A 14,118-nucleotide genomic window follows, 5' to 3' on the forward strand; every position below is an offset into this window, starting at 1 on the left:
TCATCCTCCGCTGGGGCCGAAGCGCTCGGTCCGGACTCTCTCGGGCGCGTGCCCGAGCATGACCAGGTAGGCGGCGGCCCTCTCGACGAAACCGGTCGGCCCGCACACGTAGCAGGACGGCTCGAAGTCGGCGGGCCAGCCGTGCCGGACGAGGTCCTCGGCGGTGAGTCGGCCCGGCGGGCGCCCCCGTCCGTCCGGGGCGCGGCGGGTGTAGAGGTGCGTCACGTCCAGGCCCGGCGACCCCTGGCGCAGCTCGCTCGCGTAGAGCCGGTCGTCCGGGCCGCGCACGGAGTACAGCAGCCGGAACGGCACCCGGCTCTCCGCCGCCCGCCGGGTCCGGATCATGGACATCAGCGGGACGAGGCCGGAGCCGCCCGCCACCAGCAGGACCGGCTCGGCCTGCTCGGGACGCCACACGAACCAGCCGCCGACCGGCCCGCGGAACTCCACCAGGTCGCCCGGCATCATCGTGTCGGCGAGGTACGGCGACACCTCGCCGTCCGCCACGCGCTGGACGGTCAGCTCGACGCGCTCGCCGTCCCCGTCCCCGCCGCCGTCCCCGGCGCCGCCCGCGGACGCGATCGAGTAGCCGCGCTGCGTGCTGTAGCCGTCCTCGGCGGTGAGCCGGACGTCCACGTGCTGGCCCGCCAGATGACCCGGCCACCCGGGCACGCGGAAGACCAGCGTGACGGCCGTCGCCGACTCGGCGCGCCGCTCCAGCAGTTCGGCGGCGTGCCAGCGCAGCCGCCCGCCTAGTCGCCCTGGTACCGCTGCTCCCGCCATGGGTCTCCGTAGTCGTGGTAGCCGGCGCTCTCCCAGAACCCCGGTTCGTCCGCGGCCTGGAGCCGGATCCCGCGCACCCACTTCGCCGACTTCCAGAGGTAGAGGTGCGGGACGAGGAGCCGGGCCGGGCCGCCGTGTTCCGGCGGCAGTTCCTCCCCGCCGTAGCCGTAGGCGATCCACGCCTTCCCGTCGAGCAGATCGTCCAGCGGGAGGTTCGTGGTGTAGCCGCCGTAGGAGTGGACGAGGGCGAAGTCGGCCGCGCTCTCCACGTCCTCGAAGAGGACGTCCAGGGAGACGCCCCGCCACTCCGTGTCGAATTTCGACCATTTCGTGACGCAGTGCAGGTCGACGGTGGGCGTCTCGGCGGGCAGCGCCAGCAGGTCGTCCCAGTTCCAGCGGTGCTCGGCGCCGTCCTCCGTGCTGATCGTGAACTCCCACTCGTCCAGCGGCACCCGGGGAGTGGGTCCCGCCGAGAGCACGGGGAAATCGAACGTCTCGTACTGGCCGGGCGGGAGCTCGTGGTCGCCGGAGGGGCGCCGTCCGCCGAATCCGCGGGAAATGATGGGCATGGGGTGGTCCTTCCCCGGCTGAGCTCAGTATTCGTAGACTTTCACGATCGGTGCGTGCTCGTACCAGGAGGCGATGACCGACGAGGTGTGCTCGTCATCGAGGAAGTCGACGCGGAGCCACCCCTCGGCCTGCGTCACGCGCGTCTCGTACCCCGGGTTCGGCGTCGCCGAGACGAGGCGGACCCGGTCCTTCTCGACCGACATCGCGGCGCGCCCGCCGCGGGTCGCGTAGCTGCGCACGTTGTCGGGCGGCTTCGGGGTCTTCGCGGGCTCGTCGGGCGGCGGCGGTTTCGCGGACTTCGACGGCTTGGGCGCCGTGTCCGCGCCGTCCGGCGGGCGGGGCCGCGCGGTCGGCGATCCGATCGCCGTCGGGCCCGGCGGCGCCGCCGGGCTGGAGTGGATGACGGGCCCGGCGATCGGCGGCGGCGCCGACCGTTCCGACACCGCGCCGCGCACGACGTCGCGCACCCCGAGCCACGAGAGCGCCACCGCGAGCGCGGTCACCCCGGCCCATGGGGCAACATACGACATTGCGCGACGCATGGGCACATGGTGGCATACGGTTCCGCCATGGCGAGTGTTCTGGTGGTCGAGGATGACGCGAATGTCCGGACCGCCCTGATCCGGGAGCTGAGCGTCCGGTCGCACGTCGTGCGCAGCGTCGGAACCGCGATGGACGCGCTGCGCGAGGTCACGCAGTCGCCGCCCGACGTGGTCGTACTCGACCTCGGGCTCCCCGACCTCGACGGCGCGGAGGTCCTGAAGATGCTCCGCGGCATCTCCGACGTCCCGGTCATCATCGCGACGGCGCGCGACGACGAGCCGGAGATCGTCCGGTTATTGAACGCGGGCGCCGACGACTACCTCATCAAGCCGTTCTCCATCGAGCACCTCAGCGCCCGGCTCGCGGCGGTGCTGCGCCGCTCGGCGCGGTCCGGGCCCGCCGCCGAGCTCACCGTCGGCGGCCTGCACATCGACCTCGACCGGCGGGAGGCCCTGCTGGACGGCGAGCCGCTGGAGCTGACCCGCCGCGAGTTCGACCTGCTCGCCTACCTCGCCGCCCGGCCCGGCCGGGTGGTCGCGCGGCGCGAGCTGCTCGCCGAGGTGTGGCGGCAGGCGTACGGCGACGACCAGACCATCGACGTCCACCTGTCCTGGCTGCGCCGCAAGCTCGGGGAGACCGCCGCCGCGCCCCGCTACCTGCACACGGTGCGCGGCGTCGGGGTCCGGCTGGCAGAACCCGAACCGCGGTCATGAGGAAGACGCTCGTCCTGGTGTCGCTGGCGGTCACCTCCATGGTGGCGCTGGCGTTCCTGATCCCGCTCGCGCTCACCGTCCGGGAGATCGCCCGCGACCGCGCGCTCACCACCGCCGAGCGGCAGGCGAGCGCCCTCGGCCCCGTCCTCGTCGTCACCGAGGACCCGGCCGCCCTCGAACGCGCCGTCGCCAGCACCCAGGCCGGCGCCGCCGGGCGGATGACCGTGCACCTCCCGGACGGCGCGCTCGTCCCGCGGGACGCCCACGGCGACTTCAGCGCGGGCCCCGAGCAGCTCACCGAGGCAGGGCGGCGCGGTCGCTCCTACACCGCCCGCGTCGACGGCGGGTACGCCCTCCTGCAGCCGGTGTCCCTCGACGCCGGACGCACCGCCGTCGTCGAGGTGTTCCTCCCCGACGACGACCTGTCGCGCGGCGTCTGGAAGGCGTGGCTCGTCATGACGACGGTCGCCTGCGCGCTCGTCGCCGGGTCCGTCGCCGTCGCCGACCGGCTCGGCAACCGCATGATCCGCTCCACCCGGCGGCTCGCGGAGGCGGCGGGCGCGTTCGGCGACGGGGAGCTGTCGGTCCGCATCGAGCCGGACGGCCCGCCCGAGCTGGTCGAGGCCGGGCTCGCGTTCAACGCGATGGCCGACCACGTCGTCCAGCTCCTGTCGGCCGAACGCGAGATGGCCGCCGACCTCTCGCACCGCCTGCGCACCCCGCTCGCCGCGCTGCGGCTCAACGCCGAGGCGCTCGGCGACGGGTCCGTCGCCGAGCAGACCCGGCAGGCCGTCGACCGCATCGAACGCGAGGTCGACCAGATCATCCGGACCGTCCGGCGGCCCACCGGGCGGGGCAGCTGCGACGCGTCCAAGGTGCTGCGCGACCGGGTCGCGTTCTGGTCCGTCCTCGCCGAGGACGAGGGGCGCTCCTGCGAGCTGATCGGCGCCGAGGGCCCCGCGCCGCTGCCGATCCCCGGCACCGAGCTGGCCGCCGCCGTCGACGCGCTGCTCGGCAACATCTTCCGGCACACCGCCGAGGGCACCGGCTTCGTCGTCACCCTCCACCAGGGCCAGGGCGTCACCGGCATCCTCGTCGCCGACGGCGGCCCCGGCATCGCCGACCCGGACGCGGCGCTCAAGCGCGGCAGCAGCGGCGGCGGCTCCACCGGCCTCGGCCTGGACATCGCCCGCCGCGCCGCGGAGTCGAGCGGCGGCTACCTGCGCATCCACCGGAGCGTCCTCGGCGGCGCCCAGGTGCAGATGTGGTTCCGGACGCGCTGGCTGCCGCCCGCCCGCCGCTCCCGCCGCCTCGTCGGCCGCCGCCGCCACTCCCGCACATAGCGGCCGCGCCCTAGCGGGAGCTTAAATCCGCCTTAACCGCGAAAGGGCCGCCTCCGGACGGCCCTAGCTTGACCGCCATGAAGCGCCCCCGCCCCCAGTACGTGGCCGCCGCCGCCATCGGCGTGGTCGGCCTGCTCGTCGCCGCCGCGATCGCGGTCGCCGGCGTCCTCGCCGGCGGCAACATCCCCACCGGGCCCACCTCGTACGAGATCCGGCCGGTGTGGAACCGCCTGGCCGCCGCCTCCGCGATCGGCGTGCAGAGGACGGAGCGGGTCGGCGGCCGTGCCGGCCGCCGACCCGACCGCGATCAGCAGTTGGAGTACCTGACGTACCACTTGCCATTGCCGTTGCCGAGCTTGTAGTCGGCGATCCAGTGCTGCTGGTTCGTCCGGACCCACAGGTATCCGTCGCGGCGCTGGACAGTGTCCCAGTCCGTCCAGACCTGGGCGTTGTGCGCCAGGGTCCCGATCTTCCGGTAGTGGACGCCCGGCCCGGTGCGGACGTTCAGCCCGTCCGTCGGCAGGACGGTTCCGCGGCACCAGCGGGTGCGCTCCTCGTCCCGGTTGATGAGCCGGTCCATCGCCTTGGCGGCGCCCTCGGGCCCGACGACGATGGCCCCGGGCCCGTGGCCCTCTTCCTCCTGTTGCTGCTGCTGCGGTTGCGGTGGCGGCTGCGCCTCGGCGACCGCCCCGACGCTCAGCGCTCCCCCGGCGAGCACGCCCGCCACCAGCCCCACACCGAGCTTCGTACCTACGCGCATCTATCCCCTCCAGGTTCGTCCGACATGCACTCGGGACCATTACCCAGAGTCATGATAGGTAGACGTAAAGTAACGAAGACTCTTCTTGTCCAACCCGCGGGCGGCACTTGGAACGGCCGCGCGCCGGCGCCTCCCGTCCCGCGCAGGACGCCGGCGCGGAGTGCCGGTCCCAGTCGACCGGTACGACGGGCCGCGAGGCGGTGCCGCGGATATCGAGTCGGCAGGCCATGCCCGCCGCCGTTGGCGCGGCCGTGCGGTGGCGCGCCGGCCGCGGCGCCGAATGCCTCCCCCGCTCTCCTTTCCTGTTTCCGCAGGTGAGCGCTTCTCGGCACGACTTCCCCCGACGGTCCCGGATTGGCTCTGAATAAGAGTGGGTGAGCCCTTCCCTAAGTGAGTCTTAAGGGCGTTCTGTTGGGGGACGCGGCGGCATAGCGTTGCGGATGTCAGATTGAAGAGACGGCGGAGGTGCACAGGCGGAGAGCGAAGCGGACGTCGGCTGAGGTTCCGACTGAGGTTCCTGATTGAGACAGGTTTCTGGCCCGCACGGCCTTGTAACCCCGCTCTGGGGCCGTGCGGGCCAGAATCCTTTTTCAGCGGGGGAGCGCGCCCAGCAGGAGGAGGCGGAAGGCGTCGGCGGTGCCGGCGGCGCTGGTGTCGCCGGTGGCGAGGCGGCGGATGGCGAGGCCGTAGAGCATGGCGACGATCGCCGGGGCGTGCTGTTCGGCGTCCGGGATGCCGAGGGCCTTGAGGACGGCGGCGGCCAGCCGGTCGTAGGCCGCGACGGAGCGTTTCGAGGTTTCGCGGAGGGACGGGTCGCGGGCCGAGTGCAGGTGCAGTTCCAGATTGGCTATCTGCTCCGGGCCGTCGGTGAAATCGACGATCGCCTTCTCGACCTGGTCGGGGGCCTGGACGGGGGCCATGCCGGAATCGGCGAGGGCCGTGCAGTAATCGGTGATGCGGGCTATCTCTTCTTCCACGAAGGTGTGCAGGGCCTCGCGGAGAAGGTCCTCCTGGCTGGGGAAATGATAGGTGAGGGAGCCGAGGGAGACGCCCGCCGCGCGGGCGACGGCGCGGTTGGTCACGGCGCCTATCCCTCGCTCGCCGATGAGGCGGAGGGTGGCCTGGAGGATCTCGTCGCGGGCGCTCATTGCTGCACAGTCTTCCCTAGGGCAGGCGGCTTCGGTATCGTTCGTTCGAACGAACGATAGTGGAGGTCGTGTGGTGCTGGGGCTGGCGGGGCAGGCGGAGGCACTGGCGCGGGGCGACATCTCGTCCAGCGAACTGGTCGAGGACAGCCTGGAGTGCATCGGGCGGAAGGAGTCGCTCGGGGCGTTCCGGGTGGTGCGGTCCGAGTCCGCGGCACAGGAGGCGCTGGAGGCCGACAAGCGGCTCGGCGAGGGGGAGCGGCTGCCGCTGCTCGGGGTGCCCGTCGCCATCAAGGACGACACGGACCTGGCGGGCGAGACCACGCCGTTCGCGGTCGCGGGGGACCACCGGCCGGCGACGCGGGACGCGGAGGTCGTGCGCAGGCTGCGGGCCGCCGGCGCGGTGATCGTCGGGAAGACCACGACGTGCGAGCTCGGGTTGTGGCCGTTCAGCGAGTCGGCCGAGTACGGGTGCGCGAGGAATCCGTGGAACCCCGTGTACACGCCGGGCGGGTCGTCGGGCGGGTCGGCCGCCGCGGTGGCGGCGGGGATGGTCGCCGGGGCGGTCGGGTCGGACGGCGCCGGGTCCATCCGGATCCCGGCGGCGTGGACGGGGCTGGTCGGCATCAAGCCGCAGCGGGGGAGGGTCTCGGGGTATCCGCAGACCGACCCCTTCAACGGGATCACCGTCTGGGGGCCGCTGGCCAGGAGCGTCGGCGACGCCGCCCTGCTGCTCGACGTCCTGAGCGGGAGCCACCCGGACGACGCGTACCAGGTCGATCCGCCGCTGACGCCGTTCGCCGAGGCGGCGAAGCGGGAGCCGGGCAGGCTGCGGATCGCCGTCTCCTTCAGGACGGCCTTCGGCGTGAGCGGCAAGCTCGACCCCGAGATCCGGACGGCGGTCGAGCGGCTCGCGAGAAGGCTGACCGACCTCGGGCACAAGGTCTTCCCGGCCGATCCCGACTACGGGCTGGTGGGGCTCGGGCTCATCCCGCGCGGGACGGCCGGCGTCGCGGACTGGCTGGACTCCCTGCCGAACCCGCGGCCCGATCCGCGCACGGAGGCCGAGGCGCGCATCGGGCGGATCGCGGGGAAGCGGCTGCTGCCGCTGGCGAAGAGGATGGATCCCTACCTGCGGCGGAAGGCAGGCCGCATCTTCCAGTTCGCCGATGTGGTGATGACGCCCACGACCGCCCAGCCGCCACTGCGGATCGGGGCCTTCGACGGGGCCGGCTATCAGAAGACCCAGTCGGGCGTCGCCGCGGCCTGCCCCTACGCGTGGACGTGGAACGTGCTGGGGTGGCCGGGCGTGAACGTGCCGGCCGGCTTCACCGAGAGCGGCCTGCCGATCGGCGCCCAGCTGCTCGGGCACGACTCCGACGAGGCCACGCTCATCTCGCTCGCCGCCCAGCTGGAGGCCGTCGAGGGGTGGGTCGAGCGGCGTCCCTGAGACTCGCGGCGGGCCGCCGGTGCGGGGGTCCGAGCCGGTACCGGCGGCCCGTCGCGCTCAGTAGCCCGCGCCGGTCAGCATGCCCCCGTCGACGAGGACCTCGCTGCCGGTGCAGTAGGACGAGTCGTCCGAGGCCAGGTAGACGACCAGGCCCGAGACCTCCTTGGACGCCGCCATGCGGCCGAGGGGCAGGGCCTTCATGAACGCGTCGGCGCCGTCCGCCTTCGCCGCGATGATGTCGTCCTGCATGAAGAGCGGGGTGACCACGCCGCCCGGGTGGATGGAGTTCACCCGGATGCCGTACTCGCCGAGCTCCCGGGCGGCGGACTTGGTGAGGCCGCGGACGCCGAACTTGCTGGCGCTGTAGGCGGCGAGACCGGACGCGCCGATGAACCCCTCGGTCGAGGACACGTTGACGATCGAGCCGCCGCCCGCCGCCCGCATCGGCGCGGTCACCGTCTTCACGCCGAGCCACTGGCCGACCAGGTTCACGTCCAGGATCGTGCGGAACTCGTCGACCGACATGTCCTCGATGGACTTGTGCCGGAGGATCCCGGCGTTGTTGACGAGGACGTTCAGCGCGCCGAACGCCGTCGTCGCGGTCTCGACGGCCGCCTGCCAGTCGTCCGGCGACGTCACGTCCATCCGGACGAAGCGGGCGCCGTCCCCGAGGTCGGCGGCGAGCTTGGCGCCCTCCTCCTCCAGGACGTCGCCGAACACGACCTTGGCGCCCTCGTCCAGGAACCGGCGGACGTGCGACTTGCCCATCCCGCGCGCACCACCGGTGATCAGCGCCACCTTGCCGTCTAGCTGCCCCATCAACGCTCCTCGTCGCCCGTTGCCGTCCCGCAAACCTAGCGAACGCTTGGTCAACTGGACAAGCCGCCCCTACCCGGTGCGCAGGCCGGCGAAGAGCAGCGCCAGCATCCGGTCGGCGTACGCGCCGGGGTCGGCGGTGCGCTCGGACGCGACGCCGATCGCGTTGGTGAGCCGGAGCAGGTCGCCCGGGTCGATCTCGGCGCGGATCGCCCCGGCCCGCTGCGCCCGGTCCAGCAGCCGGCCGAGCGCGTCGCAGATCGCCGCCGCCGCGGCGCCGAGGCCGGTGTCGGCCCACTCCGCCGACATCGCCTCGATGATCACGGTGGACGTGCCGCGCGGGGTCGCCGCGCCGGTGAGGTAGGTGCGGAGCCAGCGGCCGAGCGCGGCCTCCGCGTCCGGCGGGCCGGTCTCGGCCAGCAGCTCGCGGGCGTGCGCGAGGAGCCCGTCGATGCGCTCCCGCAGGACGGCGTGCAGCAGGGCGTCACGGGTCGGGAAGTGCCGGTAGAGCGTCCCGGACCCGACGCCCGCGCGCTTGGCGATGTCGTCGAGGGACGCCCCCGTGCCGTGTTCCATGAAGGCGGTGCGGGCGGTCGTGATGAGCCGCTCGTAGTTGCGGCGGGCGTCGGCCCGCATCGGGCGAGTGTCCATGGGCACCGTCCAGCGGTAGCGGGATGACCTGCGGTGGTCGCCGCCTGGTTCGGGACGAGCCTGCCATCATCCGGTGGACGAGCGCTACCCGGCCGCGTGGGACGCCAGGGCGTCCCGCGAGAGCCGGTCGGCGCGGCGCGTCGTCTCCGGCAGCCGGTACGCGGGCGTGAGGGCGAGGACGTTCCGGCAGGCCGTGTCGAGATCGATGCGGTGCCCGACGGACACGAACACCGGCTTCACGCCGTCCCGGGTGCGGAGCACGCGCCCCACGACCTCGCCGCCGTCCAGCAGGGGGCTCGCGTCGCCGCGCCGCGCGCCCGGCTGCTCGTACGCGCCGACGAACGCGGTCTTCCCGACGCCGACGGCCGGCAGGCCGGTCAGGACGCCGAGGTGGCAGGCGAGCCCGAACCGCCGGGGATGCGCGACCCCGAACCCGTCGCAGACCAGCAGGTCGGGCGTCGTCGTCAGGCCGCGGAGCGCGTCGAGCAGCGTCGGCAGTTCGCGGAACGCGAACAGGCCCGGGACGTACGGGAACGCGGCCGTGCCGACGGCCACCGACTCCTCCAGCACCTCCAGCGTCGCGGCGTCCAGGACGACCGCGGCGGCGGCCAGCCGCGTCCCGGTTCCGCCGCCGTCGCCCGCGTAGGAGACGTCCAGGCCGGCGACCGTGCGCGGTGCGGCCGGCCCGGGGACGTCCAGTTCGAGCAGCGGGCGCAGCCGCTCCTGGATCGCCTCCGCCTCCTCCGCCGTGGCCGGCGGGCCGTGCAGTTCCCGGATCACCATGCCCGGGACGCTACCCGCCCGCTCAGGACAGCGACGCGTAGGCGGCCTGGACCAGGCGGTAGGCGCGCACGTCGCCGGTCGCCGCGTCGCCCATCAGGTTGGGCAGGTAGGCGAGCGCGAGCCCGGCGTCGGGGTCGCCGAGGCCGATGGACCCGCCCGCGCCGGTGTGCCCGAACGCCGTCTCCCGTCCGGCGGCCGGGACGAAGTACGTCTGGGCCGGGCGCATGAAGCCGAGCCCGAACGCGCTGTCGATGAGCAGCGTCCGGTCCGGGCCGCTGACGCGCGGGCGCATCGCCTCCCGCAGCGTGTCCGGGCGCAGGATCCGGCCCCCCGTGAGGTCGCGGTAGAAGGCGGCGAAGGCGGGCGCGGTGGCGAGCATCCCGGCGGACGGCCATCCGGCGCGCAGCACGACCGGGTTGTTGTAGCCGCCCTTGCCCGGATGCGGGTTGTTGAGCGACCGGTTCATCGTGCTGTCCGGGTCGCCGTAGGCGGCGGCGAGGCGGGTCAGCAGGTCGTGGTCGGCCGTCCTCGGGGAGTCGGACGCGCCGCGCCGCTCGGCGGCCGGGCCGCGCCGTCCGGCCGACAGCTTCGCGGCGCGCTCGATCACCTCGTCCGGGGCGCCGATCCACAGGTCGAGGCCGCGGGCGAACTCGTCCTCGACGAACGCGCCGACCGTCCGGCCCGAGTGGCGCCGGACGATCTCGCCGGCCAGCCAGCCGTAGGTCAGCGCGTGGTAGCCGTGCGCCTCGCCGGGCGTCCACTCCGGCTCCTGCGCGGCCAGCGCCGCGGCGAGCGCGGGCGCGTCCGCCGCCTCCTCCGCCGACACGGGGCGCTCGAACGCGGGCAGTCCGACCTGGTGCGACAGGAGGTGCGCGGCGGTCGCGCCGTCCTTGCCCGCGGCGCCGAACTCCGGCCACCAGCCGGTCACCGGGCCGTCCACGTCGTACGCGCCGCGCTCGGCGAGCAGCAGCGCGGCGGTGGCCGTGACCGCCTTGGTGCAGGAGAACCCGAAGCAGGGCGTGCCGGGCAGCCACGCGCGGCCGGTGCGGCGGTCGGCGACGCCGCCCCACAGGTCGACGACCTTGCGGTCGCCCGCGTAGACGGCGACGGCCGCGCCGAGTTCCCGCCCCTCGGCGAAGTGCTGCTCGAACACCTCGCGGACGCCGGCGAACGCCGGATCGCAGTGCCCCTGCACAGTGCCCATTGCCGCATTCCTCTCCACGGGGACTCCATAGAATCACGTTCTAGGATTCCCCGCGGAGCCGGGCGCGGTCAGCGGCCCAGATGGTGGACGGGCTCGGTCAGCGGTTCGGCCGCCGGCCGGGCCAGGCGGGTGCGGCCGAACTCCAGGGTCAGCAGCGCGGCCGCCAGCAGGACGATGTCGGACCACGACCGGAAGGCGACGTTGCGCGGCTTGTAGGACGGCCGGAACTTCTTGTTGAACAGGTACAGGGACTCGACGGCGATCCAGGGGTCCAGCAGGTGGAGGGCCTGGTAGCCGGTCTTCTCCAGCAGGCCGCGCTCCGCGTTGTCCAGCAGGTCGCGGAACGCGGCGAAGTTCAGCGAGACGACGCCGTGCCCGCGCTCGGCCGCGTACTCGATCATCTCGACGATGAGCCGCTCGTTGACGCCGTTGGGCCCGCCGGGGCTGCGGCGCATCGCGTCCAGGCTGATGCCCTGGCCGGCGGTGACGTAGCGCTGGAACGCGATGGGCTCCTCGTCCTCGCCGTAGGCGATCGCGACGACCGCTCCCGGGTGGTAGCCGGTGAGCAGCTCGTCCAGGTTCATGGAGAAGCCGCGCTCGGCCGCGCCGCCGAGGGAGCGGGACGCGACGTCCAGCAACTGGGCGCGCAGCGCCGGCGTGAGTTCCTGTTCCGGGACGATCCGGGACGTGACGCCCGCGTTCTCGGTGCGCTTCACCGCCTGCCGGACGTTGCGCATCCGCCGCCCGGACAGCGTGAACTCGGCGGGCCGGACGACGACCTCGTCGCCGAACCCGATCGTGCGGCACGGGCCCCAGGCGGGCAGCAGCTCGTCGCTCGCGCCGATGACGGCCGGGCGCCAGCCCGCCGTCCGGCACATCGCGAGGAACGCGTCGACGGCGCCGGTGTGCGAGGCGGGGTCGCCGACCGGGTCGCCGCCCGCCACCGCGACGCCGAACACCACCCGGTAGCCGATCGCGGCGCGCCCGTCCGCGCTGAACACGTACGCCTTGTCGCGGCGCAGCGTGAACGGGGCCAGCGTGTCGGAGCCGGGATGCGCGACGAGGCCCGCGACGCGGCGGCGCTCCGCCTCGTCGCCGGGCGGCGGCGCCGGGTCGGGCGCGAGCAGCGTGATGACGAGGACGAGCAGCCCGGCCGCGCCGGCGAGGCCGAGCACGCCGGGCAGCCAGGACGCGCCGTCCAGCGGCGCGCCGGTGGAGCCGAGGCCGGCGGCGACGTCGCCGACCGACCGGACGGACACGCCGCCGAACAGCAGCGAGCCGGCGACCGCGGCCACCACCAGCAGCGCGCCGGTCTTCACCGCCGTGCGGACGCGCTCGGGGTGCGGGCGCACCGGGAACCGGTCGCGCTCCAGCCACAGCCCGCCGAGGACGGCGCCGAGTATCGGCAGCCGCCACAGCGCGTCCTCGCCGGTGACGACGGCGAGCAGGCCGAGCACGATCAGCGCGACGAGGCCGTACCAGGCGGCGCGGCGCAGCAGCAGCACGCCGCGGGCGACGAGCGCGAGCGCCAGGCCGAGGGCGACGGCGTGCGCGGGGGCGAGCGGGCTGCCGGTGACGAGCCGGGACAGCCGGCCGAGCCAGTGGGGGGAGCCGGACAGCGCCGGCACCGCGATGAGCACGGCGACGAGCGCGGTGGCCAGCGCGAGCGGCCGGACGGGCCGTGCGGTCGAGTGCACGGCCGGTTTCCCTGGTTGCACGAAGGACACCTCCGCTGAGTCCCCAACCAAGATCCTTTGGAACTCATTCCCCCGGCCGGGCGTTCGATATGCCTCCCAAGGACACCGTACGGCCGAAATCGCGGGCCGGGAACGGCTGTTCGCCCACGTCGCGCGCCGTTCGGGACCCTGGGACGCCGACGCGGGCAGCGCCGAACCGTCCCGCACGGCCATACCCGGCCACGCGCGGGCGACACCGCTAGCCTCGGGGTGATGAAGAGGCTCCTGCTCGTCCATCACACGCCGTCCCCGTCCGTCCAGGCGATGTTCGAGGCGGTGCGCGCGGGCGCGTCCACCGACGAGATCGAGGGCGTGGAGGTCGTGTCCCGGCCGGCGCTGACGGCGTCCGCCGTGGACGTCCTGGAGGCGGACGGCTACCTGCTCGGCTCCCCGGTCAACCTCGGCTACCTCTCCGGTGCGCTCAAGCACTTCTTCGACCAGATCTACTATCCGTGCCTGGAGGAGACCGTGCGCCGCCCGTTCGGGGCCTTCCTGCACGGCAACAACGACGCCACCGGCGCCCTGCGCGCGCTCGACTCCATCACGACGGGGCTGAAGTGGAAGGCCGTCCAGCCGCCGGTCGTGGTGGTCGGCGAGCCGGGCAAGGCCGACCTGGAGGCGTGCTGGGAGCTCGGCGCGGTCACCGCGGCGGAACTCGGCGGCGTCTGAGCGGGCGGCCGGTAGTTTGCCCGCATGAGTGGTTTCCGCCATGTGGCGATGTTCAGGTGGGCCGAGGGGACGACGACCGGCCAGCAGGACGAGGTCGCGGAGAGGCTGGGCGAACTGCCCGGCGCCATCCCCGAGATCGGGGCGTACAGCATCGGGGTGGACGCCGGGGTGACCCCCGGCGCCTACGAGTTCGTGATCGTCGCGGACTTCGCCGACCGCGACGCCTACCTCGTCTACCGCGACCATCCCGCGCACCGCGCGGTCGTCGGCGACTACATCGCGCCGATCGCGGCGGAGCGCGCCGCGATCCAGTACGAGACGTGAGGGCGAAGAAAACCGAGCAAGCGCTTGTGTCCGAACGCTTTTCGGGTTAGTTTCACCAGAGACGCCCGCTGGGGACGGATCGCGCCCCGTCCCCGGCGGGCGGCATACGTCGACCGCCTCCGGAACCCGCCGGCGTGCCGCGATGAACGGGAGCCCGACCCGCCGGACGCACGCCCGCGGGCGACCCGCCGCCACTGCGGATCACGACCGGCCGGGCCTGGACGTCCGTCGGCCGTCCGACGCCGCGGGCCTCGCCGCCCGGGTGGTCAGCCCCGGTTCCGCAGGCTCATGATCTCGTCGCGGAGCTGCTGCGGCGACGGGGCCTCCAGCAGCCGCGGACCGCTCCGCAGCGGCACCATCGCCCACCACGACCCGGTCGCCACGCCGTACCAGACGCGCACGCCCGGAAACTGCTGCTGAAGGCCGCGCGCCGTGGCGGCGCGCATGGCGGCGGGCGTGGGCTCCTCACGACCGGCGGCGTCCCCATGAGCCGTCATGTCGCCCTCCCCCCGTAGATCTCTCCAGTAACAGCGTCCCCACGGGCCAATGCGTCACCCCTCCTGGACATTTGTGACTAAGCACACTATGGGGGTTTGGGACCGCTCACAGTGGGATCCGCGCCGGATGT

17 protein-coding genes are annotated in these 14,118 nt (G+C 73.8%); 6 read left to right on the forward strand and 11 right to left on the reverse strand.

Features of this window, described 5'->3' with window-relative positions; translation table 11 throughout:
• Genes ACA511_RS33080 through ACA511_RS33090 form a run of 3 tightly spaced genes read right to left on the reverse strand, consistent with a single transcriptional unit; the run spans nucleotide 1 to nucleotide 1,895 of the window.
• Nucleotides 1-783: a ferredoxin reductase gene (locus tag ACA511_RS33080; protein WP_375028613.1), complete on the reverse strand. Its 783-nt coding sequence runs from the start codon at nucleotides 781-783 to the stop codon at nucleotides 1-3.
• Entirely contained in the window at nucleotides 753-1,352 is a 600-nt protein-coding gene (locus ACA511_RS33085; RefSeq protein WP_375028614.1) for a sulfite oxidase-like oxidoreductase, read from the reverse strand. The genes ACA511_RS33080 and ACA511_RS33085 overlap by 31 nt, the downstream gene beginning before the upstream one ends.
• 24 nt (nucleotides 1,353-1,376) lie before the next feature.
• Entirely contained in the window at nucleotides 1,377-1,895 is a 519-nt protein-coding gene (locus tag ACA511_RS33090; protein WP_375028615.1) for a hypothetical protein, read from the reverse strand.
• A 27-nt stretch (nucleotides 1,896-1,922) separates the two neighbouring features.
• Here ACA511_RS33090 and ACA511_RS33095 point away from each other — a divergent pair, with 27 nt between their 5' ends.
• The 3 genes from ACA511_RS33095 (at nucleotide 1,923) to ACA511_RS33105 (ending at nucleotide 4,314) form a co-directional block, all read left to right on the forward strand.
• Nucleotides 1,923-2,609, forward strand: coding sequence for a response regulator transcription factor (locus tag ACA511_RS33095; RefSeq protein ID WP_375028616.1), 687 nt, complete (start codon nucleotides 1,923-1,925; stop codon nucleotides 2,607-2,609).
• A complete protein-coding gene (locus tag ACA511_RS33100) occupies nucleotides 2,606-3,952 on the forward strand; it encodes a sensor histidine kinase (RefSeq protein ID WP_375028617.1) in 1,347 nt (448 codons plus the stop codon). Before ACA511_RS33095 ends, ACA511_RS33100 begins: the two co-directional genes overlap by 4 nt.
• A 77-nt stretch (nucleotides 3,953-4,029) precedes the next feature.
• On the forward strand, nucleotides 4,030-4,314 hold the full coding sequence (locus tag ACA511_RS33105) for a hypothetical protein (protein WP_375028618.1): 285 nt from the start codon (nucleotides 4,030-4,032) through the stop codon (nucleotides 4,312-4,314).
• On the opposite strand, the gene ACA511_RS33110 is transcribed toward ACA511_RS33105, so the two are convergent.
• Nucleotides 4,260-4,712 (reverse strand): hypothetical protein, encoded by a 453-nt coding sequence (locus ACA511_RS33110; RefSeq protein WP_375028619.1) that lies wholly within the window; start codon nucleotides 4,710-4,712, stop codon nucleotides 4,260-4,262. The genes ACA511_RS33105 and ACA511_RS33110 overlap by 55 nt on opposite strands.
• A 590-nt stretch (nucleotides 4,713-5,302) precedes the next feature.
• The gene (locus tag ACA511_RS33115) at nucleotides 5,303-5,860 is read right to left on the reverse strand and encodes a TetR/AcrR family transcriptional regulator (protein ID WP_375028620.1); all 558 of its coding nucleotides are present in this window, start codon (nucleotides 5,858-5,860) and stop codon (nucleotides 5,303-5,305) included.
• Between ACA511_RS33115 and ACA511_RS33120 the strand changes: the two genes are divergently transcribed.
• Nucleotides 5,817-7,307: an amidase gene (locus ACA511_RS33120; RefSeq protein ID WP_375028621.1), complete on the forward strand. Its 1,491-nt coding sequence runs from the start codon at nucleotides 5,817-5,819 to the stop codon at nucleotides 7,305-7,307. The two genes, ACA511_RS33115 and ACA511_RS33120, sit on opposite strands and share 44 nt — an antisense overlap.
• Nucleotides 7,308-7,364: 57 nt before the next feature.
• On the opposite strand, the gene ACA511_RS33125 is transcribed toward ACA511_RS33120, so the two are convergent.
• From ACA511_RS33125 to ACA511_RS33145, 5 genes are all read right to left on the reverse strand, one after another.
• Nucleotides 7,365-8,126 (reverse strand): glucose 1-dehydrogenase, encoded by a 762-nt coding sequence (locus tag ACA511_RS33125; protein WP_375028622.1) that lies wholly within the window; start codon nucleotides 8,124-8,126, stop codon nucleotides 7,365-7,367.
• Nucleotides 8,127-8,195: 69 nt separating this feature from the next.
• The gene (locus ACA511_RS33130) at nucleotides 8,196-8,774 is read right to left on the reverse strand and encodes a TetR/AcrR family transcriptional regulator (RefSeq protein WP_375028623.1); all 579 of its coding nucleotides are present in this window, start codon (nucleotides 8,772-8,774) and stop codon (nucleotides 8,196-8,198) included.
• 84 nt (nucleotides 8,775-8,858) lie between these two features.
• Nucleotides 8,859-9,557, reverse strand: coding sequence for an endonuclease V (locus ACA511_RS33135; protein WP_375028624.1), 699 nt, complete (start codon nucleotides 9,555-9,557; stop codon nucleotides 8,859-8,861).
• Nucleotides 9,558-9,579: 22 nt separating this feature from the next.
• The gene (locus tag ACA511_RS33140) at nucleotides 9,580-10,761 is read right to left on the reverse strand and encodes a serine hydrolase domain-containing protein (protein WP_375028625.1); all 1,182 of its coding nucleotides are present in this window, start codon (nucleotides 10,759-10,761) and stop codon (nucleotides 9,580-9,582) included.
• Nucleotides 10,762-10,829: 68 nt separating this feature from the next.
• Nucleotides 10,830-12,458: a bifunctional lysylphosphatidylglycerol flippase/synthetase MprF gene (locus ACA511_RS33145; RefSeq protein WP_375028626.1), complete on the reverse strand. Its 1,629-nt coding sequence runs from the start codon at nucleotides 12,456-12,458 to the stop codon at nucleotides 10,830-10,832.
• 252 nt (nucleotides 12,459-12,710) lie between these two features.
• Between ACA511_RS33145 and ACA511_RS33150 the strand changes: the two genes are divergently transcribed.
• Together ACA511_RS33150 and ACA511_RS33155 are read left to right on the forward strand one after the other, a co-directional pair.
• The gene (locus tag ACA511_RS33150) at nucleotides 12,711-13,166 is read left to right on the forward strand and encodes a flavodoxin family protein (protein WP_375028627.1); all 456 of its coding nucleotides are present in this window, start codon (nucleotides 12,711-12,713) and stop codon (nucleotides 13,164-13,166) included.
• 24 nt (nucleotides 13,167-13,190) lie between these two features.
• Nucleotides 13,191-13,490, forward strand: a complete 300-nt coding sequence (locus tag ACA511_RS33155) for a Dabb family protein (RefSeq protein WP_375028628.1) — start codon at nucleotides 13,191-13,193, stop codon at nucleotides 13,488-13,490.
• A gap of 266 nt (nucleotides 13,491-13,756) precedes the next feature.
• On the opposite strand, the gene ACA511_RS33160 is transcribed toward ACA511_RS33155, so the two are convergent.
• Complete coding sequence (locus ACA511_RS33160) at nucleotides 13,757-13,987, reverse strand: hypothetical protein (protein WP_375028629.1); 231 nt, start codon at nucleotides 13,985-13,987, stop codon at nucleotides 13,757-13,759.
• Nucleotides 13,988-14,118: the final 131 nt, after the last annotated feature.

The organism is Actinomadura sp. GTD37 (assembly GCF_041951365.1).
Classification (GTDB): domain Bacteria; phylum Actinomycetota; class Actinomycetes; order Streptosporangiales; family Streptosporangiaceae; genus Spirillospora.